The organism is Streptomyces ovatisporus (assembly GCF_042653885.1).
GTDB classification, from domain to species: Bacteria; Actinomycetota; Actinomycetes; order Streptomycetales; family Streptomycetaceae; genus Streptomyces; species Streptomyces ovatisporus.
Genome location: NZ_JBHSFH010000013.1, coordinates 215,690 through 239,148, shown reverse-complemented (window position 1 = coordinate 239,148; position 23,459 = coordinate 215,690). Strand labels below are relative to the sequence as shown.

19 protein-coding genes, 1 tRNA gene and 2 pseudogenes are annotated in these 23,459 nt (G+C 71.5%); 11 read left to right on the top strand and 11 right to left on the bottom strand.

Annotated elements, in window-relative coordinates:
• Positions 1 to 113: 113 nt before the first annotated feature.
• Positions 114 to 201, bottom strand: a tRNA-Leu gene (locus tag ACFPA8_RS22335).
• A 144-nt stretch (positions 202 to 345) separates the two neighbouring features.
• Here ACFPA8_RS22335 and ACFPA8_RS22330 point away from each other — a divergent pair.
• The 3 genes from ACFPA8_RS22330 to ACFPA8_RS22320 all read left to right on the top strand — a co-directional run bounded on the left by ACFPA8_RS22330 (position 346) and on the right by ACFPA8_RS22320 (position 2,960).
• On the top strand, positions 346 to 1,680 hold the full coding sequence (locus ACFPA8_RS22330) for a M20/M25/M40 family metallo-hydrolase (protein WP_386451208.1): 1,335 nt from the start codon (positions 346 to 348) through the stop codon (positions 1,678 to 1,680).
• Positions 1,681 to 1,880: 200 nt separating this feature from the next.
• The gene (locus tag ACFPA8_RS22325; RefSeq protein WP_386451207.1) at positions 1,881 to 2,096 is read left to right on the top strand and encodes a chaplin; all 216 of its coding nucleotides are present in this window, start codon (positions 1,881 to 1,883) and stop codon (positions 2,094 to 2,096) included.
• Positions 2,097 to 2,255: 159 nt separating this feature from the next.
• Complete coding sequence (locus tag ACFPA8_RS22320; protein ID WP_386451206.1) at positions 2,256 to 2,960, top strand: chaplin; 705 nt, start codon at positions 2,256 to 2,258, stop codon at positions 2,958 to 2,960.
• 82 nt (positions 2,961 to 3,042) lie between these two features.
• Here ACFPA8_RS22320 and ACFPA8_RS22315 read toward each other — a convergent pair whose 3' ends face one another.
• A complete protein-coding gene (locus ACFPA8_RS22315) occupies positions 3,043 to 3,231 on the bottom strand; it encodes a DUF5703 family protein (protein WP_386451205.1) in 189 nt (62 codons plus the stop codon).
• A gap of 47 nt (positions 3,232 to 3,278) precedes the next feature.
• On the opposite strand from ACFPA8_RS22315, the gene ACFPA8_RS22310 reads away from it, so the two are divergent.
• The gene (locus tag ACFPA8_RS22310; protein ID WP_386451204.1) at positions 3,279 to 3,947 is read left to right on the top strand and encodes a hypothetical protein; all 669 of its coding nucleotides are present in this window, start codon (positions 3,279 to 3,281) and stop codon (positions 3,945 to 3,947) included.
• 137 nt (positions 3,948 to 4,084) lie between these two features.
• On the opposite strand, the gene ACFPA8_RS22305 is transcribed toward ACFPA8_RS22310, so the two are convergent.
• Positions 4,085 to 6,271 carry a helix-hairpin-helix domain-containing protein gene (locus ACFPA8_RS22305; protein WP_386451203.1) on the bottom strand — a complete coding sequence of 729 codons (2,187 nt, stop codon included), beginning with the start codon at positions 6,269 to 6,271 and terminating at the stop codon, positions 4,085 to 4,087.
• Complete coding sequence (locus tag ACFPA8_RS22300; protein WP_386451202.1) at positions 6,268 to 7,254, bottom strand: aldo/keto reductase; 987 nt, start codon at positions 7,252 to 7,254, stop codon at positions 6,268 to 6,270. Before ACFPA8_RS22300 ends, ACFPA8_RS22305 begins: the two co-directional genes overlap by 4 nt.
• Before the next feature lie 74 nt (positions 7,255 to 7,328).
• Here ACFPA8_RS22300 and ACFPA8_RS22295 point away from each other — a divergent pair, with 74 nt between their 5' ends.
• Complete coding sequence (locus ACFPA8_RS22295) at positions 7,329 to 8,387, top strand: LLM class F420-dependent oxidoreductase (protein ID WP_386451201.1); 1,059 nt, start codon at positions 7,329 to 7,331, stop codon at positions 8,385 to 8,387.
• A 240-nt stretch (positions 8,388 to 8,627) separates the two neighbouring features.
• Here the strand turns inward: ACFPA8_RS22295 and corA are convergent, their stop codons facing one another.
• A complete protein-coding gene (gene corA, locus ACFPA8_RS22290; protein ID WP_386451200.1) occupies positions 8,628 to 9,611 on the bottom strand; it encodes a magnesium/cobalt transporter CorA in 984 nt (327 codons plus the stop codon).
• A 90-nt stretch (positions 9,612 to 9,701) separates the two neighbouring features.
• Between corA and ACFPA8_RS22285 the strand changes: the two genes are divergently transcribed.
• From ACFPA8_RS22285 to mshC, 4 genes are all read left to right on the top strand, one after another.
• On the top strand, positions 9,702 to 10,475 hold the full coding sequence (locus ACFPA8_RS22285) for a histidine phosphatase family protein (RefSeq protein WP_386451199.1): 774 nt from the start codon (positions 9,702 to 9,704) through the stop codon (positions 10,473 to 10,475).
• A gap of 68 nt (positions 10,476 to 10,543) precedes the next feature.
• Positions 10,544 to 11,134, top strand: coding sequence for a DUF3090 domain-containing protein (locus ACFPA8_RS22280; protein WP_386451198.1), 591 nt, complete (start codon positions 10,544 to 10,546; stop codon positions 11,132 to 11,134).
• Complete coding sequence (locus ACFPA8_RS22275) at positions 11,131 to 12,150, top strand: SCO1664 family protein (RefSeq protein ID WP_386451197.1); 1,020 nt, start codon at positions 11,131 to 11,133, stop codon at positions 12,148 to 12,150. Before ACFPA8_RS22280 ends, ACFPA8_RS22275 begins: the two co-directional genes overlap by 4 nt.
• Positions 12,151 to 12,432: 282 nt before the next feature.
• Complete coding sequence (gene mshC, locus ACFPA8_RS22270) at positions 12,433 to 13,662, top strand: cysteine--1-D-myo-inosityl 2-amino-2-deoxy-alpha-D-glucopyranoside ligase (RefSeq protein WP_386451196.1); 1,230 nt, start codon at positions 12,433 to 12,435, stop codon at positions 13,660 to 13,662.
• 834 nt (positions 13,663 to 14,496) lie between these two features.
• Here mshC and ACFPA8_RS22265 read toward each other — a convergent pair.
• Together ACFPA8_RS22265 and ACFPA8_RS22260 are read right to left on the bottom strand one after the other, a co-directional pair.
• Positions 14,497 to 15,376, bottom strand: a pseudogene (locus ACFPA8_RS22265) (PAC2 family protein); the annotation flags it as partial.
• A gap of 211 nt (positions 15,377 to 15,587) precedes the next feature.
• Positions 15,588 to 15,938, bottom strand: a pseudogene (locus ACFPA8_RS22260) (substrate-binding domain-containing protein); the annotation flags it as partial.
• Between the two features lie 59 nt (positions 15,939 to 15,997).
• Here ACFPA8_RS22260 and ACFPA8_RS22255 point away from each other — a divergent pair.
• Positions 15,998 to 16,426: a DUF3459 domain-containing protein gene (locus ACFPA8_RS22255; protein ID WP_386451195.1), complete on the top strand. Its 429-nt coding sequence runs from the start codon at positions 15,998 to 16,000 to the stop codon at positions 16,424 to 16,426.
• Positions 16,427 to 16,804: 378 nt separating this feature from the next.
• Here ACFPA8_RS22255 and ACFPA8_RS22250 read toward each other — a convergent pair whose 3' ends face one another.
• The gene (locus ACFPA8_RS22250) at positions 16,805 to 18,367 is read right to left on the bottom strand and encodes an FAD-dependent monooxygenase (protein WP_386451194.1); all 1,563 of its coding nucleotides are present in this window, start codon (positions 18,365 to 18,367) and stop codon (positions 16,805 to 16,807) included.
• Between the two features lie 122 nt (positions 18,368 to 18,489).
• Between ACFPA8_RS22250 and ACFPA8_RS22245 the strand changes: the two genes are divergently transcribed.
• Positions 18,490 to 19,113, top strand: a complete 624-nt coding sequence (locus tag ACFPA8_RS22245; RefSeq protein ID WP_386451193.1) for a TetR/AcrR family transcriptional regulator — start codon at positions 18,490 to 18,492, stop codon at positions 19,111 to 19,113.
• A gap of 272 nt (positions 19,114 to 19,385) precedes the next feature.
• Here the strand turns inward: ACFPA8_RS22245 and ACFPA8_RS22240 are convergent, their stop codons facing one another.
• The 3 genes from ACFPA8_RS22240 to ACFPA8_RS22230 form a co-directional block, all read right to left on the bottom strand.
• The gene (locus ACFPA8_RS22240; RefSeq protein WP_386451192.1) at positions 19,386 to 21,002 is read right to left on the bottom strand and encodes a glycerol-3-phosphate dehydrogenase/oxidase; all 1,617 of its coding nucleotides are present in this window, start codon (positions 21,000 to 21,002) and stop codon (positions 19,386 to 19,388) included.
• A gap of 5 nt (positions 21,003 to 21,007) precedes the next feature.
• A complete protein-coding gene (gene glpK / locus ACFPA8_RS22235) occupies positions 21,008 to 22,558 on the bottom strand; it encodes a glycerol kinase GlpK (protein WP_386451191.1) in 1,551 nt (516 codons plus the stop codon).
• A gap of 114 nt (positions 22,559 to 22,672) precedes the next feature.
• Positions 22,673 to 23,428 carry an MIP/aquaporin family protein gene (locus ACFPA8_RS22230; RefSeq protein WP_386451190.1) on the bottom strand — a complete coding sequence of 252 codons (756 nt, stop codon included), beginning with the start codon at positions 23,426 to 23,428 and terminating at the stop codon, positions 22,673 to 22,675.
• Positions 23,429 to 23,459 lie beyond the last annotated feature (31 nt).

Below are 23,459 nucleotides of genomic sequence, written 5' to 3'. Positions count from 1 at the left end.
GAATCCTGGAGCAGGCTCTCCGGCCCGACCTGAACAAGATCGTCCGATTTCGGTCACGTGGTGCTGTGCACGGCACGGCGGGAGGTGAAAATCCCTGGCCGACAGGGTCTTTCTGGTGTCGGGAGGGGGACTTGAACCCCCACGCCCTGTAAAGGGCACTAGCACCTCAAGCTAGCGCGTCTGCCATTCCGCCACCCCGACAAGGTGCACCGCCCGCCATCGGCTTGCGGCCGACACAACTTTAACACCCGATCGGAGCTCGCCGATCACGTCGCCCTCCCGCCCCTTGGGGCCCTGCCGGGGAAGCGGGAGTATGGGAACGGACCCGTGCTACGAGGAGGCAGTGTGAACCAGTCGAGCCCTTCCCCGACCGGTGACGGCGGGAACGCCGAGAGCGAGGTCGTCGACCTCTGCCGCGATCTCATCCGGATCGACACCAGCAACTACGGCGGCAACGAGGGCCCGGGCGAACGTGCCGCCGCGGAGTACGTCGCGGAGAAGCTCGCCGACGTGGGCCTGGAGCCGGAGATCTTCGAGTCCAGCCCCGGCCGGGCCTCGACGGTCGCACGCATCGCCGGTGAGGACTCCTCCCGTCCCGCCCTTCTCATCCACGGCCACACCGACGTGGTGCCCGCCAACGCCGACGACTGGACGCACCACCCCTTCTCCGGCGAGATCGCGGACGGCTGCGTCTGGGGCCGCGGCGCCGTCGACATGAAGGACATGGACGCGATGACCCTGGCCGTCGTGCGCGACCGGCTGCGCAGCGGCCGCCGCCCCCCTCGCGACGTGGTGCTCGCCTTCCTCGCCGACGAGGAGGCCGGCGGTCTGTACGGGGCGCGGCACCTCGTCGACAACCACCGCGACCTCTTCGAGGGCGTGACCGAGGCGATCGGCGAGGTCGGGGGCTTCTCCTTCACCGTCAACGAGAACCTGAGGCTGTACCTGGTGGAGACCGCCCAGAAGGGCATGCACTGGATGCGCCTCACCGTGGACGGCACCGCGGGCCACGGTTCGATGACGAACAAGGACAACGCCATCACCGAACTGTGCGAAGCGGTGGGCCGGCTGGGCCGCCACAAGTTCCCGGTGCGCGTGACGAAGACCGTACGGTCCTTCCTCGACGAACTCTCCGACGCGCTCGGCACGGAGCTCGACCCCGAGGACATGGAGGAGACCCTCGCGAGGCTCGGCGGCATCGCGAAGATCATCGGCGCGACGCTGCAGAACACGGCGGCACCCACCCAGCTCGGCGCCGGCTACAAGGTCAACGTCATTCCCGGGCAGGCCACGGCGCACGTCGACGGACGTTTTCTGCCGGGCCACGAGGAGGAGTTCCTCGCCGACCTGGACCGTGTCCTGGGCCCGCGGGTGCGGCGCGAGGACGTGCACGCCGACAAGGCCCTGGAGACGAGCTTCGACGGAGCCCTCGTGGAGGCCATGCAGACGTCCCTCAAGGCCGAGGACCCCGCCGCCCGCGCCGTGCCGTACATGCTGTCCGGCGGGACCGACGCGAAGTCCTTCGACGATCTGGGAATCCGCTGCTTCGGATTCGCCCCCCTGAAGCTGCCGCCCGAGCTCGACTTCGCCGGAATGTTCCACGGTGTTGACGAGCGAGTGCCCGTGGACGGACTGCAGTTCGGTGTGCGTGTGCTGGACCGATTCCTCGACCAGTGCTGAAATGCGGTAGCAGGTAAGGAAGTTGAACGGCACGTCCCGTGAGGGGCGTGCCGTTCGCTCTTTGTGCGGCCTATTCGGGCGACTGTGCGTAAGTCCCCGGAACGAGTGAATGGCTGCGTCCACTCGTACCCGCGTTACTCCGTCCTCGTTACAAGTGATGCGGTTCGCGGCTTGAACCGCGATGCCAACGAGGAGGAATCATGATCAAGAAGGTCGCCGCAGTCGCGGCTGCCGCCGGAGGCCTGATGCTTGCCGGAGCAGGCGTGGCCGTCGCCGACGGCACCCAGGTCTCCAAGGGGCCCGGCGTGCTCAGCGGCAACAACGTGCAGGTGCCCGTCGACATCCCCGTCGAATTGTGCGGCAACACGATCTCGGTGCTCGGGGACATGAACCTGGCGGGCGGCACCTGCGCCTGAAGCCGATTCCTCAACGCGGGAGAAACGAAGCCGTAAGGCCGGAGTGTGTGCGCACCTCCGGCATGAAGGCTTTTCCCGGGCGGCGCGAAGAAAGGCGCCGCCCCCGTTGAGCGCCCTTGAAACACCCACTGGCAGAAAGCAAGGCAGGGGAAGAAACACATGCGACAGGTCACAAGGAAAGGCCTGATCACCGTGGCCGCGGCGGGCGGAGTGCTCGCTGCGTTCTCGGGAGGTACGGCGTACGCGGACGGGGCCCAGTCGGCCTCCGGCTCAGGGATCGGCTCGGGCAACAATGTGCAGGCGCCCGTCGACGTCCCCGTGAACGTGTGCGGCAACACGATCACCGTTCTCGGTGCCCTCAACTCGGCATCCGGCAACTGCGCGGGCTCCGGCGACGGCGGCTCCGGGCAGGTGAGCGACACCGGCAGCGGTACCGGCATCGCCTCCGGCAACAACGTCCAGGCTCCGGTCAACGTGCCGGTGAACGTGTGCGGCAACACCGTGAGCGCTCTCGGAAGCGGCAACGGTGCGGGGGACTGCGGAGGCTCGGGCGACGCGCCCGTGGACCCGCCGGAGACTCCCGGCGAGCCGGGTGACCCGGAGGAGCCGGGCACCCCGGACGAGCCGGGTACCCCCGATGAGCCCGGCACCCCGGACGAGCCGGGCACGCCCGGCGAGCCCGGCGGCGAGGAGGGGGGCATCACCCCCGACTCCGAGACGGACGTCCGTGCGGAGTCGGAGCCGGTCGGCGAGCTGGCCCAGACCGGGTCGGACAGCCTCGGCATCGCCGCGTCGGCGAGTGCGGGTCTGCTGATCGGCGGATTCGTCCTCTACCGGCGGGCCCGGGTCGCGTCACGACGCTGACCTGGAGCGTCTGAAGAAGGCGGAGCGGGCACCCCACGGGTGGTGCCCGCTCCGCTGCTTGTTCTCTTGTCCGCTCCTGCGCTCACCAGGTGGCGCGGAGCTGGCGGATGATCCGGCGGCGCAGCCGCACCCTGCGGCTGCCGTCGGGGTAGAGCCGCGTACGGGCCAACTCCCAGTGCCCGTACTCGGCATGGTCGGTCAGCAGTCTGGTCGCAGCCTTGCGGGAGACCCCGCGAGGAACGTACACGTCACGAAATTCGTATTCCGGCATCCCATCTATTGTGCGGGCAGAGGACGGATGCGGATAGCGTCTGCACTATGTCTGATGCTGCGCAGCCCACCGCTGCCGACGTACGTGCCGCCGCCGATGCAGTGAAAGCCGCGCTCGACCGGCATCTGGAAGCGGTCGAACGACGCGCGGAAGGTGCCACGGAAGGCAGCGAGGAAGGTGCCCACGACACCGCTGTCTACGCGGCGTTCGACGAGCTCGCCGCTGCCGGTGAGGCCTACGACGAGCTGCTGTACGAGAGGTACGACGAAGTCACGCCTTTCGAGATCCCGGGCGGGGACTCGATGCCGGCGTACACCGGCCCCGAGGTGCCCAGCGCCCTGACCGTGCTGATCCGGCGGGACTACACCGTCGTGGAGCCGCAGCGGCTGCTCGCGCAGGCACAGCGCGTCACTGACCTCGATCCCGACTCGGCCGACGACGAGACAGCCGGGACGTCGGCGGGCAGCAGTGTGCACGCGGCGCTCGGCGTCCTCTTCGGGGAGTACGAGGCGGACGAGATCGCCACCCGGCACAAGGAGTTCGGCCTGGACGAGGGCGATTCGACGCTGTGGGTGTCGGCGGGCGACGAACCGAGCGAGCCGGGGGAGTGGCTCAGCGCACCGTTCGACCAGGCGGACCCCGAGCGCGTCGTCTGCCGCTTCGACGTCAGCGCCGTCTTCGACGAGACCGACTTCGAGGCGTTCGACGAGGACTGACGGAGCGCGGGGTGGACGCCCCCGCAGCGGCCCGCCCGTGTCGGGGCCGCGTCACCGGGTGAGTGCCTGCGGGTGCTGTGGCCGGGAAGGTTCACCGGGCGTCGCGTGCCGGCGAACCTGCCCGTCCACATCGTCAGTCAGGCGTCCGGCCCGGCCGCGTCCGTACCGGTGTCCCCGCCGCCCTCCTCCCGCGTCTGCTCTCCGGAGGGCGGCGCTGCGGCGGCGGCAGCCTGCTGCGCGGACTGCTTCAGCAGCGTACGGAGCCGCGTCGTGCGCTCGGGGGCTGTGACCGAGGCGACCGCCCGCGGCAGGGCGTCCTCGGCGCCGTGGACCACCGAGAGGTGCCGTTCACCGCGGCCGAAGGCCGTGTAGACCCACTCACGCGTCAGCGCCCCTGTGGCGTCCCCCGGCAGTACCACCACAGCCGCGGGCCAGCGCGTGCCCACCGCCTGATGGGCAGTGACCGCCCAGCCGTGGCGGACCGTGCCGGCCACGCGCTCACGCGCCACGAGGACGCTCTCACCGGTGCCCGTGTACTTCACGCGCAGCCCCTCCTCGTCGCCCGAGACGACCACCGCGGGCGACGCCAGGCCCGGTGCGGGGGTGTGGACCACCCGGTCTCCCGGGTCGAAACCGCCGAAGCGGCCGGGGCCGGGATGCAGCCGTTCCTTCAGTGCGGCGTTCAGCGCCCGGGTGCCTGCCGCGCCGCCGTGCCCCGGGGTGATGACCTGCGTCTCGCCCGCGGGAACGCCCAGCGCCCGGGGAACGGAGTCGGCGACGAGCTGGACGGTGCGGTGGACGGCTTCCGGGGCGTCCCGTACGGGCACGATGACGACCTCTTTCCCGGGGGCCTCGACCTGGGTCAGCTCTCCGATCCCGATGCCGGAGACGAGCTCGCCGACGGGGCCGGGGTCCGGCGTCCGGGAGGCGATGCGGGGGCACGCCCCGGACGACAGCACGTCGGCGAACACCTGGCCGGGGCCTGCCGACCCGAGCACATGGGGGTCTCCGCTGAGCACGAGCCGTGCACCGTCGGGGAGGGACTCGACGAGAGCCGCAGCCGTCTCGGCGTCCAGTTGTGGAGCGTCGCAGACGATCAGCAGATCGAGTGACCACGCGCCGTCCTCGTCCCTCGCGGGACCCTCACGGCCTTCGAGCAGCCCCGCGACGGTGACGACGCAGGCGCTCGCGTCCCCGCCGCTTGAGCCGTCCCCGCCTCCGTGTTCGCCTGAGCCGGCGTCACCGCCTGAGCCGTCCCCGTCGGCGGGGACGAGCCGGGCCAGGCGGGCCCGCCCGTCGTGACTGTGCGCCGCCGCGTACGCCCTCAGCCCCGACCGCCGGGCGGCGGCGAGGAGTGCGGCGGGTTCGGCGCGGGCGGCGTCGCCGCCGGTGTGGACGGTCAGGCCGTGCCCGGCGACCGTCCGGATCAGCTCGGCAGCCGAGGGGGAGGGAGCGGAGGAGGCGGCGGCCTCCCATGACTCGGGGCTGCCGGGCCCGCCGCCGGTCCCGCCCCCGGAAGTCACCGCGCCCGAGGCGTCGCCGTCGCCGGTGGCGCTGCCCGTCCCCCGCTGCTGGTGGGCCCCGATCACGCGGGCGAGACCGTCCGCCAGGCTCTCCTCCGCGAGTGCGTACCGGTCGAGCCCGAGCAGCAGCTCGACGGGGCGTTCCTCCCCGGCCCCGTCGGCCGGTCCGTCCGCCCCGCCGGTCTCGGCGGGGGCGCCGCGTCCCCCGCCGGGCATGGCGTCGAGTGCGTCCTCGAAGACGAGAACGGCGCCCGAGTCGACGGCAGTGCGGACCGCCTCGTCCGGCTCCGGAACTCCGTGCTGCGAAAGGCCCTTGGCGAGCGCCGCAGGCTCCAGCGCCGTGTGCCCGGCGAGCGCCGCACGCTCCAGCAGCCACACGACGAGCGCCTGGGCGCGACGTTCGTCGCCCGGCCCGCACTCCCCGCCCAGCAGGGTGCGGGCGAAACCGTCGGCCTGCTCCGGACGGACACCGGGGGTGGCCAGCAACTGCCACGGGTCGGTGCGCAGCAGCTCCGCCGCGGCCTCGCCGAGCGCCTCGACGACCTGTACGGCCATCCCCTCCGGTGCTCCCCCCTCCGCGAGGACCGCGCGCAGGTCCTCCGGCACGCTCACGGGGCCGCTTCCCGCGGGCCCTGCGGAGGCCGGACGGCCCGCGGACGCGGCGGGCGGCGCCTGGCGCGGTGCGCGCCGCGCGGGTGCGGCCTGCGGTCCGGAATCGGCGAAGAAGGACGCGGCGGAGCGCTCGCCGCTCTCCACCGCCCTTACGGCCGCGAGGAGTTCGGCTGCCTTGTCGTCCGTCACAGCTCGCTCCAGTCCTGGTCGGGGTAGCGGTGCACCGGCGCCGACACGTCGTCGAGCGCTCGGCAGATCTCGTCAGGAAGGCTAAGGCCCTCCACTGACAGAGCCTCCGTGAGCTGCTGCGACGTACGGGCACCGACGATCGGGGCCGTGACGCCCGGCCGGTCCCGCACCCATGCCAGGGCGACCTGCAGGGCGGAGACAGCCAGGCCGTCGGCGGCCGTGGAGACGGCGTCGACGATGCGGTCGGCGGTCTCGTCCAGATACGGGGCGACGAAGGCCGCCAACTGCTCCGAGGCGCCGCGGGAACCGGACGGCGGCGCGGCCCGGCGGTACTTGCCCGTCAGCACGCCGCGGCCCAGGGGGGAGGAAGGCAGCAGGCCCAGGCCCAAGTCCGTTGCTGCGGGCAGGAGTTCACGTTCGACACCGCGCTGGAGCAGGGAGTACTCCATCTGCGTGCTCGCCAGCGTCGTGCGCGTCCCGGGGGCGGCGAGCTGCCAGGTGGCGGCCTTGGCGAGCTGCCAGCCGCTGAAGTTGGAGACCCCCACGTACCGTGCCCGCCCGCTGCTGACCGCGATGTCGAGTGCCTGAAGGGTCTCTTCCAGCGGTGTGCCCGGGTCGAAGGCGTGCACTTGCCACAGGTCGACGTAGTCGGTGCGCAGCCGTTCCAGGGACGCGTCGAGAGCGGCGAGGAGATGGCCGCGTGAGCAGTCGAAACGCCGGTCGGGGTCGGGCACGCTGCCCGCTTTCGTGGCGATGACGAGATCGCGCCGCGGCACGAGCCCTTCGACGAGCCTGCCGAGGAGGTATTCGGCGCCTCCGTCCGCGTAGACGTCCGCGGTGTCGACGAGTGAACCGCCCGCCTCCCAGAACGTCTTGAGCTGATCCGCGGCGTCCCGCTCCCCCGTGTCACGGGCCCAGGTGAGAGTGCCGAGGCCGATTCGCGATACGCGCAGGCCGGTGCGGCCCAGATGCCTTGCCTCCATGGGCGTTGAGGTTACTTGCGGGCGCACGTTACAGTCCCTCGGACAGAGACGTTACTGATCAGTAAGGGGACCACATGCGGCTCGGTATCAACCTCGGCTACTGGGGCGCGGGGATGGACGCGGACAATCTCGCCGTCGCCAAGGAGGCCGACCGTCTCGGGTACTCCGTGTGCTGGGCCGCGGAGGCGTACGGATCCGACGCCCCCACGGTCCTCTCCTGGGTGGCCGCGCAGACCGAGAACATCGACGTCGGCTCGGGCATATTCCAGATCCCCGCCCGTACGCCCGCCATGACGGCCATGACCGCCGCCACCCTCGACTCGCTCTCCGGCGGGCGCTTCCGGCTCGGCCTCGGCGTCTCGGGGCCGCAGGTCTCCGAGGGCTGGTACGGGGTGAAGTTCGACAAGCCGCTGTCGCGCACCCGGGAGTACGTCGAGATCATCCGCAAGGCCATGTCCCGCGAGCGTCTCAGCCACGAGGGGCAGCACTGGACCCTGCCGCTGCCCGACGGGCCGGGAAAGCCCATCAAGCTCACCGTGCACCCCGTACGTGAGGAGATCCCGCTCTACATAGCGGCGATCGGCCCGAAGAACCTGGAGCAGACAGGTGAGATCGCCGACGGCGCCCTGCTGATCTTCTTCTCCCCGGAGCACGCCGAGGAGACCACGCTCCAGCATCTGCGCGCGGGGCGCGAGAAGGCCGGCAAGGGCCCGGGGCTCACCGGCTTCGACGTCTGCCCGACCGTGCCCATGGCGGTGGGGGAGGACGTTCCGGCGCTGGCCGACCAGTTCCGTCCGTACACCGCGCTGTACGTCGGCGGCATGGGCAGCCGCAAGCAGAACTTCTACAACCGCCTTGCGCAGCGCATGGGTTACGAGAAGGAGGCCGCCGAGATCCAGGAGAAGTACCTGGCCGGCGACAAGGAGGGCGCGGCGGCGGCCGTACCGCACGCACTCATCGACTCCACCACGCTCGTCGGTCCCGTCGAGCGCATCGCCGAGCGCATGCGTGGCTACGCCGAAGCAGGTGTGACGACGCTCTCCCTCGCGCCCGCCGGGTTCACGCTCGACGAGCGGATCAGCGGGCTGCGGGCGGGAGTCGAGGCGCTGGAGCGTGCGGGAGTGGCGTCCTAGCTGCGGGCCGCCGGGACAGCGTTCCGGACTTCCGCCGCGAGCCCCGGGTGCCGGAGTGGCCGGGGTGCCGGACATGCCTGCGGCCGTGGTGGGGGCTCGGGGGTCTTCCCCGCCACGGCCGTCACGCAACTCAACGTCACGCGTGCAGAACGGTTACGCCTCCACCGCGGACGCCCCCTCGCCGGAGCAGTCCGCCGCGGCCGCTTCCCCGCAAGCTCCCGTTTCCGCGTCGGCGTTCCGTCACATCCAGCCACGGTGCTTGAAGAAGCGGAAGAGCATCAGGCACGCCGTCACGATCAGCGCGATCGTGGCCGGATACGCCCACACCCAGTGCAGCTCCGGCATGTGCCGGAAGTTCATGCCGTACACACCGGCGATGGCCGTCGGGATGGCGAACATGGCGGCCCAGGCGGAGATCTTGCGCATGTTGTCGTTCTGCCGGACGCTCATCTGCGCGAGATTCGCCGAGAGCATGTCGGACAGCAGCCGGTCGAGGCTGTCGGCCTGGTCGTGGACGCGGGTCAGGTGGTCGCTGACGTCGCGGAAGAACGGGCGGGACTCCTCGTGCACGAAGGGAACGCCTGAGCGCGTCAGCCGTTCCAGGGGTTCCGCCAGCGGCCCGGTCGCCCGCCGGAAGCCCAGAACCTGCCGCTTGAAGCCGTAGATGCGGCTCGCGGTGTCCCGTGCGGAGTGGCCTTCGGGGGCGAAGACGTCCTCCTCCAGGCCCTCAAGGCTGACCTGCAGATCGGCCGCGACCTCCATGTACTGGTCCACGACGGCGTCGCTGACGACGTACATCACCGCCGTCGGACCGTGCCGCAGGACCGTCGGGTTCCTCTCCAGCCGCTCCCGCACCTCACCGAGCGGATTGGCCTCGCCGTGCCGCACCGTGACCACGAAGGAGTCGCCGATGAAGAGCATCACCTCGCCGGCGGAGACGGTCGCGGTGGACTGGTCGTAGGAGACGGGCTTCAGGACCAGGAAGAGGGAGTCGGAGTAGACCTCCAGCTTGGGCCGCTGATGCGCGTGGAGAGCGTCCTCGACGGCGAGCGGGTGCAGCCCGAACTCTTCGGCGACGTGGTCGAATTCGGCTTCGGTGGGCTCGTGCAGGCCTATCCACAGAAAGGCGTCCCCCGACTCCCTGGCCTCCGCCAGCGCGTCGGAGTAGTCGGACGGGCGCTCCATGCGCAGCCCGTCCTTGTAGATGGCGCAGTCCACGATCACGACAGGTCATTGTGCCCCGTCGTCGCAGCTCCAACCACCGCAGCGGGATGCAGGACCGGCGGTACGGGCCGCTCGCTTACGCTGGCAGGCATGCCCACGCTGATCCTCGTACGGCACGGCCGCTCCACCGCCAACACCTCCGGACTGCTCGCCGGCCGCACCCCGGGAGTGGCCCTCGACGAGTACGGGCAGACGCAGGCCGGGGCGCTTCCCGGCCGGCTCGGCGCACTGCCGCTCTCCGCGGTCGTCAGCAGCCCCATGCAGCGCTGTCAGGAGACACTGGCCCCGCTCGCCCGTGCCCGCCCGGACGTGCCCGTGCACACCGACGAGCGGATCTCGGAGTGCGACTACGGGGACTGGAGCGGACGCAAGCTGGCCGAACTCCTCGAAGAGCCGCTGATGACGACCGTGCAGCAGCACCCCTCCGCCGCGGCGTTCCCCGGCGGGGAGTCGATGCGCGACATGCAGGCCCGGGCGGTGGAGGCCGTGCGGGAGTGGAACAGCCGGATCGAGGAGGAGCACGGCCCGGGGGCGCTGTACGCGATGTGCTCGCACGGCGACATCATCAAGTCCGTCGTGGCCGACGCCCTGGGAATGCACCTGGACCTGTTCCAGCGCATCTCCGTGGGCCCCTGCTCGCTCACCGTCATCCGCTACACCGCGTTGCGGCCCTTTCTGCTGCGACTCGGCGAGACCGGGGAACTGGACTCGCTCGTACCGCCGGAGCCCCCCGCGGAAGAGGCGGAGGGAGCGTCCGCGGAAGGAGCCTCCGCCGAAGACGCCGGAGACGCTTCACGGAAGCCCGGCGGGGAAGACAAAAGCCGCGCGCAGGGCAGCAACGCCACTGTGGGAGGCGGCGCTTAAGCACGAAGATCGGCAGGCGCAGTAGGGTGCCATTGACCGAGTAGACGTCGACGACAACGGAGCAGGACGTGTCCCGTCAGGTGTTCCTCTACGACCCTCCGGACCGATTCATCGCCGGTACGGTCGGGCTGCCAGGACGGCGCACCTTCTACCTCCAGGCCTCGGCTTCGGGCCGTACGACGAGCGTCGCGCTGGAGAAGGCTCAAGTCGAGGCACTGGCCGAGCGGATCGACGAACTGCTGGACGAAGTGGTGCGGCGCTCCGGCGGCAACGCACCCGTGCCGGCCGTGGCTCCCTCCGAGATCGACGACAAGGAGCCGCTGGAGACACCCGTCGAGGAGGAGTTCCGCGTCGGGACCATGGCACTGGCCTGGGACGGCGACGGCGAGCGGATGGTCGTGGAGGCGCAGGCCATCGTCGAGCTGGAGGCCGACTCCGACGAAGACCTCGCCGACGCCGAGGAACGCCTGCTCCAGGACGACGAGAACGGCCCCCCGATGCTCCGGGTGCGGCTCGACGGAGCCATGGCCCGCTCCTTCGCCAAGCGGGCTCTCGAGGTGGTCAACGCGGGTCGTCCGCCGTGCCCGCTGTGCAGCCTGCCGCTCGACCCGGAAGGGCACGTGTGCCCGCGGCAGAACGGCTACCGGCGGGGCGAATGAGCAAGCAGGCCGAATCCGCTTCTCCGTCACGGCCGGGCCGGCCGTCCGGTTCGCCGGCGGACGACGAGACGCGCCGCCACCTGGAGCGCGGCTCGCTGACGGTGCTGGGACGGATCCGGGAAGCCTCCAACGCCGTGCTCTTCGGAGCGGTCGAACACGAAGGCCGCAGCGTGCCGTGCGTGTACAAGCCGGTGGCGGGCGAACGTCCGCTGTGGGACTTCCCCGACGGCACTCTCGCGCAGCGCGAGGTGGCGGCGTACGAGATCTCCCGTGCCGTCGGCTGGGACCTGATCCCCGCCACGGTCCTGCGCGAGGGGCCCCACGGACAGGGAATGTGCCAGGCATGGGTGGGGCCGCTGCCCGGCACGGACGACGAACCCGCCGACGAACCCGCTGACGGCTCCGGCGGCGGTTCCGGTGACGGTTCCGGTGACGGGGCGGCCCGGGCGCCCGAAGCCTCCCGCGACACCGGAGTCCCCGAGGACGCCGGGGACGTGGGGGAGGACGCGGACGCCTCCGCGGGCGAGGGGCTCGGAGACCTGCTCGCCGTGGTCGAGGGTGACGAGCCGGGCGCGGGCTGGAAGACCGTCGGCCACGTGGACACCGGCGGTGTACGCCCTGCACTGCTGGTGCATGCCGATGACGCACGGTTGCGGCGGCTCGCCGTCGTCGACGCCGTGATCAACAATGCGGACCGGAAGGGCGGCCATCTCCTGCCCGTCCCCGGGGGCCGGCTGTACGCCATCGATCACGGCGTCACCTTCCACGTGGACGGCAAGCTGCGCACTCTGCTGTGGGGGTGGGCTGGCGAGCAGCTCACGGCGGAAGCCGTCGCGGCACTGCGTGAACTGGCCGCGGAGCTGGCCGAGGGCACCCCGCTCACTGCCCGGCTGTCCGAACTCATCACCCCCGGGGAACTCGACGCCCTGCGCAAGCGGGTCAACGCGCTGCGCAAGTCCGGACGGCACCCGCTGCCCGGTGGCGACTGGCCCGCGATTCCCTGGCCGCCCGTGTAGGGCCTTCCGCCCGCCGAGTCCGGTTCCAGGTTCCACTCCGGCGGGCGGTGCTGTGCGCCTTGGGCGGAGTCGAGCGGCGTGCAGCGAGGGTCCGTAGGCGCAGGGGGAGAGCAACGGCGGGGCAGTGACGGGGCACCGGCAGGCAGGAGACAAGGGCGCGATACCCCGCAACCGCACCCGACCCGCCGTCAAGGCCGTGTATCAAGCCATTCACGCAACTTGCTCATCTCTCGTCCCCGTCCGCCCGAGATGCCGAACGGCTGTCCGGGTTAGGCTCGTGGAATGCATGCCTGGCCCGCTCCCGAGGTCCCCGCCCTGCCTGGTCAGGGCCGCGACCTGGAGATCCACGACACCGCGACCGGCGGGCGGGTGACCCTCGCCCCGGGTCCCGTCGCCCGCATCTACGTCTGCGGCATCACGCCCTACGACGCCACACACCTGGGGCACGCGGCGACGTACAACGCCTTCGACCTCGTACAGCGCGTGTGGCTCGACACCAAGCGGCAGGTGCACTACATCCAGAACGTCACCGACATCGACGATCCACTGCTGGAGCGGGCCGGTGTCACCGGCGAGGACTGGACGGCGCTCGCGGAGCGTGAGACCGCCCTCTTCCGTGAGGACATGACGGCCTTGCGGATGCTGCCGCCGAGGAACTTCGTCGGAGCTGTCGAATCGATTCCGCGCATCGTGCCGATGGTCGAGAAGCTGCTGGAGCAGGGCGCGGCGTACGAACTGGACGGCGACGTCTACTTCTCCGTCGACGCGGACGCCCACTTCGGCGAGGTCTCGCGACTCGACGCCGAGACCATGCGGCTGCTGTCCGCCGAGCGTGGCGGCGACCCCGAGCGGCCGGGCAAGAAGTGCCCGCTGGACCCGATGCTCTGGCGCGGGGCCCGCGACGGCGAGCCCCGGTGGGACGGAGCCTCACTCGGCCCGGGACGTCCCGGCTGGCACATCGAGTGCGTGGCCATCGCTCTGGAGCACCTGGGGATGGGCTTCGACGTACAGGGCGGAGGCAGCGATCTGGCCTTCCCGCACCACGAGATGGGCGCCTCGCACGCCCAGGCGCTCACCGGCGAGCACCCCTTCGCGCAGACGTACGTGCACGCCGGAATGGTCGGTCTGGACGGCGAGAAGATGTCGAAGTCGAAGGGCAATCTCGTCTTCGTCTCACAGCTGCGCCGCGACGGCGTCGACCCCGCCGCGATCCGGCTCGTCCTGCTCTCGCGCCACTACCGGGAGGACTGGGAGTACAGGGAAGAGGTGCTCGACGAGGCCCGCTCCCGGCTCGCCCGGTGGCGCGCCGCTGTCTCACGGCCGGACGGACCGCCCGCCGGAACCATGGTGGAGGAGGTACGGGCCGCCCTGGCGGACGACTTGAACTCGCCGGCCGCCCTGGCCGCCGTCGACCGGTGGGCGGCGGCACAGGAATCCGGCGGCGGCACGGACACGGGTGCGCCCGGTCTGGCCTCGCGGGCGGTCGACGCGCTCCTGGGAGTCGCCCTGTAGCGGCTCCCGCAACTGCGCGGCAGCACAAGGGAGTTCACAGACGCCGGCCGAAGGGCCGGACCGCACTGTCGACGCGGTCCGGCCCTTCGGCTTCGTTCTTACTTCTCGCTGCTGCCGCTGCTGCCGCTGCTGCGCCGCTGTGTCGCGGCAGGCAGGCGCGGCCTCCGGCGACGGAGCCGGACTCCGTCGGTCACTTCTCGCCGGAGTCCTCGCCGGGCTCGTCCTGCGAGGAGGGCTTCCGCTTCCTGGGCGTCTGCTTCTTGGGTGCCTGCTTCTTGGGTGCCTGCTTCTTCGGCGCTTCCTTCTTGGCCGTCTGCTTCTTGGGCGTCTGTTTCCTCGGCGCCCGCTTCTTCGGCTTCTCGTCGGCCGTACCGCCGTCGCCTTCGCTCTCCGCCGGCTCCGCGTCCTCGGACTTCTTCCCGGCCGCCTTGCCGTCCTCCGCGCCGTCCGTGCTCTTGGCGTTCTTGGCGCTCCGGGTGCTCCGCGTGCTCTTCCTGCCCTTCGGGCCCGCGCGGCCCGCCGTCCCGCTGCTGCGGGTGCTCCGGGTGTTCCTGCTGCTCCCGCCGGAGGTGCCTGTGCCCTTTCCGGTCCCGGGCTGGTCCTGGCCCTCCCGGCTCTCGTCGCCCTCCGGGGTGTCCCGGTGCTCGGCGCTCGCACCGTTCCGTGGGGCCTCGTCCTCCGTGCCGCCGTCCCCGTCGCCGGCGCGCTCGCTGCCGTCCGTGCCGCTGCTGTCCTCGTCGCCGGACCTGTCCTCCTTCGTGGAGGGCTTCGAGCGTCGCGTCCCTCCCCCGCCCGTACCGCGCCTGTACGAACTCGCCCCGGACTCACGGGCGTTGTCGGCCGCCCCGCCGCCCGCGGGGCCGTCGTCGCGCCGCCGCAGATAGCGCTCGAACTCCTTGGCGATGGCTTCCCCCGACGCTTCGGGCAGGTCGGCGGTGTCCCGGGCCTCCTCCAGCGACTGCACGTACTCCGCGACCTCGCTGTCCTCCGCGGCCAGCTGGTCCACGCCCAGCTGCCAGGCACGGGCGTCCTCCGGCAGGTCGCCGAGCGGCACGCTCAGCTCCAGCAGGTCCTCCAGCCGGTTGAGGAGCGCCAGCGTCGCCTTCGGGTTGGGGGGCTGGGAGACGTAGTGCGGGACGGAGGCCCACAGGCTCACCGCCGGCACCCCGGCGTGGGTGCACGCCTCCTGGAGGATGCCGACGATCCCGGTGGGGCCCTCGTAACGCGACTCCTCCAGGCTCATCGTGCGTGCCAGATCCGGGTCGGACGTCATGCCCGTCACCGGCACCGGACGGCTGTGCGGGGTGTCGCCGAGCAGCGCGCCCAGCACGACCACCATCTCCACACCCAACTCGTGCGCGAAGCCCAGGATCTCGTTGCAGAAGGAACGCCAGCGCATGCTCGGCTCGATGCCCCGTACGAGCACCAGGTCGCGGGGGCCGCCCTTGCCGCCGGCGTTGTCGATCCGTACCACCGAGAGCCGCGTCGTCGGCCAGGTGACCTTGCGGACGCCGCCGTCGAGCCACACGTGCGGCCTGTTGACCTGGAAGTCGTAGTAGTCCTCGGCGTCGAGCGCGGCGAAGACCTCGCCCTTCCACTCCTTCTCCAGGTGCCCGACCGCGGTGGAGGCGGCGTCGCCGGCGTCGTTCCAGCCTTCGAACGCGGCCACCATGACCGGGTCGACCAGCTCGGGAACTCCCTCGAGCTCGATCACCCAGCGCCTCCTTCCGGCCGGGACGGAGCACCTGCTCCCTGCCCGGCAGCCGATCCAGTTCCGTGCGGCAACCAGCCTACGGCGTGTGCAGGCGACCGCCGCAGTCCTGGCCGCCCTTCAAGTGCCTGACCAGAGCAGGTCACGCACACGTCACGCGCTGCGCCGGCCACGCGCCGCGATGCCGCCGCGCAGCCGTCGGCCCCTGCGGCGCTCACGCACCGGGTGGCACACCGCCCGGTGCACTGCTCGTCCCGCGGGTGACCAGACGCGTTTCCAGCTGGACGTGGGGCTTCCCGGACCTGCTCCGCTGCACGGTCTCCAGCAGCAACCGGCCCGCGGTCAGGCCCTGTTCGCGGACGGACTGGCCGATCGTCGTCAGGCCCAGCAGCTCGGCGACGGGGCTGTCGTCGAAGCCGACCACCGAGATGCCCGCCGGTACCTCCACACCTGAGCGCCGCAGCGTACGCGGCGCCTCGACAGCAACGTCGTCCGCCTCCGCGAAGACAGCGGTCGGCGGACTGCGCAGCGACCAGCAACTCGCCCATCGCCCTGGCTCCGCCGTCGATGCCCCAGGGTCCGGAGACGACGGCGTCCGGGGCGACGGTGAGTCCGCGTTCGCCCATGGCGGAACGGAAACCCTCCAGCCGGCGCCTGGACACGCCCTGGCGCTGCCGCGTTCCGCTGCCCTGGCAGGAGGAGGGGCCCTCGTACGGTTTCGGGCCGGGAGGCGGCTGGCTGCCGCAGCCGAAAGGCTGGGGCGAGTACTCGGCAGCACCGCAGTCCGGCGATCCGCGCTCCTTCCTGGAGCTGTACCGCACCGCGCTGAGGCTGCGCAGGGACGTACGGGGGAGCGGCGAACTGGAGTGGCTGCCGGCGGGGGAAGGGGGGCTTGCCTTCCGCCGGGGCGGAGCGTTCGAGTGCCGCGTCAATCTGGGCGACCGTCCGCTGCCCCTGCCCGCCGGGGCATCTCTGCCGGTGGCCAGCGACAGCCCTGAGGGGGGTGGCGTGCTCGCACCGGACACGGCGGTCTGGATCAAGCCCTCGGCGTGAACGCGGGGGCCGGCCACGGACATCCGGCACGTCGGATACCGGTGGCTGCCGTTCCCATGGGCCGGGCACGAGCACGGGACCGGCCCGGGGCTTGAACCTGCCCCGGGGTTCCAGCGTGCCGGGCGCGACCTGGCGGTACGACAGGAACGACTCTGGTCCTGGAACAACTGCTCACGAACAGTCGGTACGGGTGTCGAGGCCGAGCCGGTCTTCACACCCGACGCCGTACGGGGTCTTCCAGACCGAGCGGTGGTCGCATGAACCGCCAGTGCGCCGGGAGCAGTTGGCGGACAGACTGTGCTCGGTGCTGCGGCTGGTGGTCTTCTCGTGCATCGCCCTTGACGCCGGCTGACCGACCGGGGCACGCACCCCGATCGATCACGCTCGCACTCGCCCGTGCTGCAACGCACCCTCCAGCCAGCGCCCGAGAGCGGCGGTGCCAGGTCGGCCGCGCCACGCCAGATGCGCGTCCGGGCGGATCAGCCATACCTCGCCCTTCATGCGCGGCCCCTCGCTGCCGGCTTCGGTGTCGGCTGCGGTCAGGGCCGTGATGCGGTCCGCCAGCCGACTGCGCACAGCCGGCAGGCAGGCGGTCGCTGTGTCGTCGTCGCCCAGCAGCACCCAGCGCCCGCCCAGTTCGGCGTGCAGCCGGGTGGTGCCACCATGCGGATGCCGGCAGGCCCAATCGGGCACCCGGTCGCCGGGTCGTGGGCGGCGGCCCGGCCACCTTCCGCGGTCGGCCAGCGGGCCCCGGCGGTAGCTCACCGAAAGCTGGGAGGCGACCAGGGTTCCCTGGCGCTGCACCGCCGGCCGGCTGAAGATGGGCACCAGCACCCACCTGACCAGCTGGCGCACCAGCCCACTGTTGCCGATCTGCAGCCGGGCGACGGCGCTGGTGTTGCGGAGCACCTCGGTGGCCAGCGGGCGGCGTTCGGCCTGGTAGGTGTCCAGAAGCGCCCTGCCGGCGTGGCCCTGGACGACCAGGGCGAGCTTCCAGGCGAGGTTTTCCGCGTCTCCGATCCCGGTGACCATGCCCTGTCCGCCGGCGGGGCTGTGGATGTGCGCCGCGTCGCCGGCCAGTAGGGTCCGACCCTGTCGATAGGTTTCGGCCAGGCGGCGGTGGACGCGGAAGACCGAGGCCCAGTTCGCGTCCCTGATCCGCTCACCGGGGAGGCCCGCTCGCTCGGACGCCAGGTGGCGGAACCGGTTGAGGATCTCGTCTCCGGTGAGCTTCTCGTCCTTGGCACCCGGCAGGTAGGCCATCAGCCGCCACAGGCTGCCGCCTTCAGCGCCGGGGTGATCGGGCATGGGCATGGCGAACAGCGGTCCGTCCGGGTGTGCCCAGCCGTGCCCGCCGACGCGGGGAAGGTCGAAGTCCGCGTGCGCGTCGGCCAGAAGCCAGGAGTCGGTCAACGGGGCACCTGGGAACCGGATGCCGGCGAGCTTGCGCACCAGGCTGTGGGCGCCGTCGCAGCCGGCCAGCCACCCGGCCCGCACGGTTTCCCCGCTGCTCAGGGCCGCAGTGATCCCCTGGTCGTCCTGGGCGGCGCCGGTGACCGCAGTGTCCCATTCCACCGTGCCGCCCAGCTCGGCCAGGCGGTCCCGCAACTGGGCCTCGACGGCGGTCTGGGGCAACACCAGCGCCGGGCGCGGGGTGCCGAGGCCGGCGTCTCCAAAGTGGATCTTCATCGCCGGTCGCCCCGCGATGTGCGTAGTGAGGACGAGGGCTGGGGCTGAGCGGTCGGGCAGGTCGCCCAGTGCTCCCAGCCGGTCGAGGACTTCGACGCCGCGGGCGTGCAGGATGTTCGCCCGCGACGTGGTGGCCGGGCCTGACGCCTGGTCCACGACCCGGACCGCCACCCCTTGCAGACGCAGGCCGCAGGCCAGCGCGAGGCCGGCAGGTCCGGCCCCGACCACCAGGACGTCCGTGGACTCGGTCATCCGCATCTCCACAAGCAAGCGGGACAGACGTAAGAACGGAACGGTGGCGTTCCGTCCCTGCCCGACGGTAGCCGGGGCTACGATGGAACGCAACCGTTCCGTCTCTGGTGGAGGATGCGCCCATGCCCGACGCCACTCCAGCCCCCGGGCGCAGACCGGCCGGCGCGGCGGTGCTCCGCGAAGAGGTCACCGGCGCGATCGCCCAAGCGGCTCTCGCCGAGCTGGCCGAGGTCGGCTACACCCGCATGTCCATGGAAGCCGTCGCCCGCCGCGCCGGCGTCGGCAAGGCCGCCATCTACCGCCGCTGGCCATCAAAAGAGCCCATGGTGCTGGACGTCGTCCGCGACCTCGCCAACCAGACCGTCCCGCTGCCCGACACCGGCACCCTGCGCACCGACGTCGCCGGCTTCGTGCAGCACACCTCCGCCCTGCGGGCGGACCTGCGCGCGGTACGCATCCTCACCGACCTGACGGCCGAGGCCACCCGCAACCCGCGACTGGCTGAGGCGATGCGCGCCACCGCCGAGGAGCCCCGTCGCGCGGCGGCCGGGCAGCTCCTGCACCGCGCCGTCGAGCGCGGCGAACTCCCCGCCGACCTCGACATCGAACTGGCCACCGACTGCCTGGTGGGCCTGGCCTACCTGCGCCCCCGGACCCCCTGGCAGCCCGCCGAGCGCCTGGACCCCGACACCACGGCGCGACTGGTCGGGGTCACCCTGGCCGCGCTGGCAGCCTGCCGCCGCTGAGGCCCGGCCGCCGACATCACCCCACCACGGACTGGTAGTTGTCCGACGGCGGCCGCAACGTGGAGCCCAGGAGCCTTGGCGTACCTGATGCGGCTGCTCGCCGACGACATGGACACCCCGCCGACCTACCGCCGACGATCCTCCGACATCTCGTCGGGCTCCGCGTCCGAGGGGCCCTCCGCGCGGACGGCCCCCGTTCAGCCGGAGGAACTCGGCGCCGTGCGCCCGTCGGGAGAGCGACGGGCGCACGGCGCCGAGAGGCCGGCGGGGTGTCAGTCGGGCCGCTGCGCCAGCAGCATGCCGACCTGCTCGCGCACGTCGTCGGTGTCCAGGCCGCGGATCGTCAGGGTGGTGCGGCGCCGCAGCACGTCGTCGACGGTCTCGGCCCACTCCCGGTCGCGTGCGTGGACGACCTGCGCCCAGATCTCCGGTCCGTCCGGGTGGATGCGTTCGCCCAGCGACGGGTCCTCGTTCACGAGCCGGGCGATGTCGAAGGCCAGCGAGCCGTAGTGGGTGGCCAGATGGCGTGCCGTCATCGGATCCATGCGCGGACCGGGCTCGCGCTCCCGGTCCACCAGCAGCCGGTGTGCGACGGCGTTGGGGTTGCTGATGCCGGGCAGCGGGGTGCGCCGGACCAGTTCCCGTACGGGCTCCATGTCCTGCGCGAGCGAACCGCCCGGCAGCTTGGCCAGTTTGTTCATCACGGCACGGCCGATGTGCCGGTACGTCGTCCACTTGCCGCCCGCGACCGAGAGCATCCCGCCGATGCCCTCGCTCACCACCGTCTCCCGTTTGGCGGCCGTCACCCCGCCGGGGCCGCCGGGCAGCACGCGCAGCCCTGCGAAGGCGTACGTGATCAGGTCGCGGGAGAGGTGCTCGTCCCGCACGGAGAACGCGGCCTCGTCGAGGATCTGCTGGATGTCGGCCTCGGTGGCCGCCACTTCGGCGGGGTCGCCCTCGTACGCCTCGTCGGTGGTGCCCAGCAGCAGCTGGTCCTCCCAGGGGAGCGCGAACGTGATGCGGTACTTGTCGATGGGTGTGGCCATGGCCGCCCGCCAGGGCGACTTGCGCCGCAGCACCAGATGCGCGCCCTTGGACAGCCGGACACTCGGCGCGGCGCCCTTGTCCTCCAGCCTGCGCAGGTGGTCCACCCAGGGACCGGTCGCGTTGAGCACCAGACGGGCGTCGACCCCGAACTCGCTGCCGTCCGTGCGGTCGCGCAGTTCGGCGCCGGTGACTCGGCCGCAGGTGCGGCGCAGGCCCACGACCTCGGCGTGGTTGAGCACCACGGCACCGGAGTCGACGGCGGCGCGCACCGTCATCACGGCCATGCGGGAGTCGTTCATCTGGTGGTCGCGGTAGAGGGCGACCGCCTTGAGGTTCTCCGTGCGCAGCCCCGGATTGTCGGCGGCGGCACGCGAGGGGGAGATCAGGCGCCCCACCCCGTCGCCGAACGCGGAGAGCGCGCTGTAGGCGAAGACGCCCGCACCCAGCTTCGCCGCACCGTGCGGACCGCCCTTGTAGACGGGCAGGTAGAAGGTGAGCGGGTTGACCAGGTGCGGAGCGACGTCCTTCGCGAGTACCCGGCGTTCGTGGTGATTCTCCGCCACCAGCTTGACCGCGCCGGTCTGCAGATAACGCAGGCCGCCGTGGACCAGTTTGGAGGAGGCGGAGGAGGTGGCGCCGGCGAAGTCGCCGGCGTCCACCATCGCCACCCGCAGACCCGACTGCGCGGCGTGCCATGCCACCGAGGTCCCCAGGATGCCGCCGCCGATCACGAGCAGGTCGTACGTCGCGTTGGCGAGCAGCCCCCTGGTCTCGGCGCGGCTCGGATTGCCGCCGGCAGCCGGGCGCGTCCCGAGAGTGGGGACGCTCTGCAGGGTGTTCATGTCGTTCAGTTCTCCTCTTCGATCCAGCCCATGGTCCGCTGGACGGCCTTGAGCCAGTTCTTGTACTCGCGGTCACGGTCGGCCGCGTCCATGCTGGGCGTCCACTCGGCCGCCCGCTTCCAGTTGGCGCGCAGCTCGTCGGTGTCGGACCAGAATCCGACGGCGAGCCCTGCCGCGTACGCCGCGCCGAGGCAGGTGGTTTCGGCGACCATCGGACGGACGACGGGCGCGTCGAGGAAGTCCGACATCGTCTGCATGAGCAGGTTGTTGGAGGTCATGCCGCCGTCGACCTTCAGCGCGGTCAGCTCCACGCCGGAGTCCTTCTGCATCGCGTCGACGATCTCGCGGGTCTGCCAGGCGGTCGCCTCCAGCACGGCTCGGGCGAGGTGGGCCTTCGTCACGTACCGGGTCAGGCCGGCGATGACGCCGCGAGCGTCGTCACGCCAGTACGGGGCGAAGAGGCCGGAGAAGGCGGGCACGAAGTACGCGCCGCCGTTGTCGTCCACGGAGCTGGCGAGCGTCTCGATCTCGGCCGCGGAGTTGATCAGACCCATCTGGTCGCGCATCCACTGCACCAGCGAACCGGTGACCGCGATGGCGCCTTCCAGGGCGTAGACGGGACGGTCGTCGCCTATCTGGTAACCGACGGTCGTCAGCAGCCCGTTGTAGGAGTTGACGGCCTCGTGACCGGTGTTGAGCAGCAGGAACGTGCCAGTGCCGTACGTGGACTTCGCCTCGCCCTCGGAGTAGCAGGTCTGCCCGAACAGGGCCGCCTGCTGGTCGCCCAGGGCGGACGCCACGGGAACGCCGGCGAGCGCGCCCTTCGCCTCTCCGTACACCTCGGCGGAGGAGCGGATCTCCGGGAGCACCGACATCGGGACGCCCATGGACTCGCAGATCTTCTCGTCCCAGGCCATGGTCCGCAGGTTCATCAGCATGGTGCGGGAGGCGTTGGTCACGTCGGTGACGTGCCGGCCGCCGTCCGGACCGCCGGTGAGGTTCCAGATGACCCAGGAGTCCATCGTGCCGAAGAGCAGTTCGCCGCGGTCGGCGCGCTCGCGCAGGCCGTCCACGTTGTCGAGCAGCCAGCGGATCTTCGGGCCCGCGAAGTAGGAGGCGAGCGGCAGACCGGTCTCGCGGCGGAAGCGGTCCTGGCCCACGTTGCGGCCGAGTTCGCGGCACAGGGCGTCGGTGCGGGTGTCCTGCCAGACCAGCGCGTTGTGCACGGGCTCGCCGGTGGCCTTGTCCCAGAGCAGCGTCGTCTCACGCTGGTTGGTGATGCCCAGGGCCTTCACGTCGGCCTTGGTGATGCCCGCCTTGTCCAGGGCGCCGATGACCACTTCCTGGACGTTGGTCCAGATCTCCGAGGCGTCGTGCTCGACCCAGCCGGGCTTCGGGAAGATCTGCTCGTGTTCCTTCTGGTCGACCGAGACGATGCGGCCGTCCTTGTCGAAGACGATGCAGCGGCTGGAGGTGGTGCCCTGGTCGATGGCGGCGATGAAGGGGCCCTCGCCGTGGGAGGAGGCGCCTGGGGACTGGTTGTCGGTGTCGCTCATGTCCTGCTCTCCAAGGTGTTCGGTGGGAAGGGCTCTGCGCCCGGACCGTGACTGCCGGCCTGCGCGTGCGAGGCCGGGTCACGGAGCGGGCGGCGAGCGGAGCGGGGCTGGGTCTCAGGCGAAGGCGAGCTGGTGGACGCCTGCGGCGAGCGCCGCGCCGACGAGGGGACCGACGATCGGGACCCAGGAGTAGGACCAGTCGGAGCCGCCCTTGTTCGGCAGGGGGAGCAGCGCGTGGACGATACGGGGACCGAAGTCACGGACCGGGTTGATGGCGTACCCCGTGGGGCCGCCGAGCGACAGGCCGATGCCGAGGACGACCAGCGCCACCAGCAGCACTCCGATGCCGGAGAGGCCGACGCCCTTGTTCAGGCCCTGCGTGAGGATCGCGATGATCAGCACGAACGTGCCGATGATCTCAGTCGCCAGGTTCTGCGCGGCGTTGCGTATCTCGGGGGAGGTGAAGAACACGCCGTGCACGGGGCCGGGGTTCTCGCCCTTGCGCTCCGCCATCGCCGGTTCGGCGAGGTCGGCGTGGAACTGGCCGTAGTACGCCAGCCACACCAGCACGGCGCCGATCATCGCGCCGAGCAGTTCGGAGGCGAAGTAGAGCGGGACGTCGCTCCACTCGGTCGTGCCCTCGATGGCGAGGGCCAGGGTGACCGCCGGGTTGAGGTGTGCGCCGGAGACGCCCGCGGCCACGTAACCGCCGGTCAGGACGGCCATGCCCCAGCCGAAGGTGATGACGATCCAGCCGGAGTTGTGCGCCTTGGACCGTTTGAAGGTGACGGCGGCGCAGACGCCACCACCGAGCAGGATGAGCAAGGCCGTGCCTATGACTTCACCGAAGAAGATGTCGGAGCTGGACACCCGCGACTCCTTTGTCTTGTCCAGATGGGGA

What these genes read in the sequence shown, in the direction of transcription:
- ACFPA8_RS22255 (WP_386451195.1), top strand. Translation starts at nt 15,998, where the DNA reads ATGGCGGAACGGAAACCCTCCAGCCGGCGCCTGGACACGCCCTGGCGC.
- ACFPA8_RS22320 (WP_386451206.1), top strand. Translation starts at nt 2,256, where the DNA reads ATGCGACAGGTCACAAGGAAAGGCCTGATCACCGTGGCCGCGGCGGGC.
- glpK (WP_386451191.1), bottom strand. Translation starts at nt 22,558, where the DNA reads ATGAGCGACACCGACAACCAGTCCCCAGGCGCCTCCTCCCACGGCGAG.
- ACFPA8_RS22310 (WP_386451204.1), top strand. Translation starts at nt 3,279, where the DNA reads ATGTCTGATGCTGCGCAGCCCACCGCTGCCGACGTACGTGCCGCCGCC.
- ACFPA8_RS22325 (WP_386451207.1), top strand. Translation starts at nt 1,881, where the DNA reads ATGATCAAGAAGGTCGCCGCAGTCGCGGCTGCCGCCGGAGGCCTGATG.
- ACFPA8_RS22285 (WP_386451199.1), top strand. Translation starts at nt 9,702, where the DNA reads ATGCCCACGCTGATCCTCGTACGGCACGGCCGCTCCACCGCCAACACC.
- ACFPA8_RS22245 (WP_386451193.1), top strand. Translation starts at nt 18,490, where the DNA reads ATGCCCGACGCCACTCCAGCCCCCGGGCGCAGACCGGCCGGCGCGGCG.
- ACFPA8_RS22250 (WP_386451194.1), bottom strand. Translation starts at nt 18,367, where the DNA reads ATGACCGAGTCCACGGACGTCCTGGTGGTCGGGGCCGGACCTGCCGGC.
- ACFPA8_RS22295 (WP_386451201.1), top strand. Translation starts at nt 7,329, where the DNA reads ATGCGGCTCGGTATCAACCTCGGCTACTGGGGCGCGGGGATGGACGCG.
- ACFPA8_RS22240 (WP_386451192.1), bottom strand. Translation starts at nt 21,002, where the DNA reads ATGAACACCCTGCAGAGCGTCCCCACTCTCGGGACGCGCCCGGCTGCC.
- ACFPA8_RS22300 (WP_386451202.1), bottom strand. Translation starts at nt 7,254, where the DNA reads ATGGAGGCAAGGCATCTGGGCCGCACCGGCCTGCGCGTATCGCGAATC.
- ACFPA8_RS22315 (WP_386451205.1), bottom strand. Translation starts at nt 3,231, where the DNA reads ATGCCGGAATACGAATTTCGTGACGTGTACGTTCCTCGCGGGGTCTCC.
- ACFPA8_RS22275 (WP_386451197.1), top strand. Translation starts at nt 11,131, where the DNA reads ATGAGCAAGCAGGCCGAATCCGCTTCTCCGTCACGGCCGGGCCGGCCG.
- mshC (WP_386451196.1), top strand. Translation starts at nt 12,433, where the DNA reads ATGCATGCCTGGCCCGCTCCCGAGGTCCCCGCCCTGCCTGGTCAGGGC.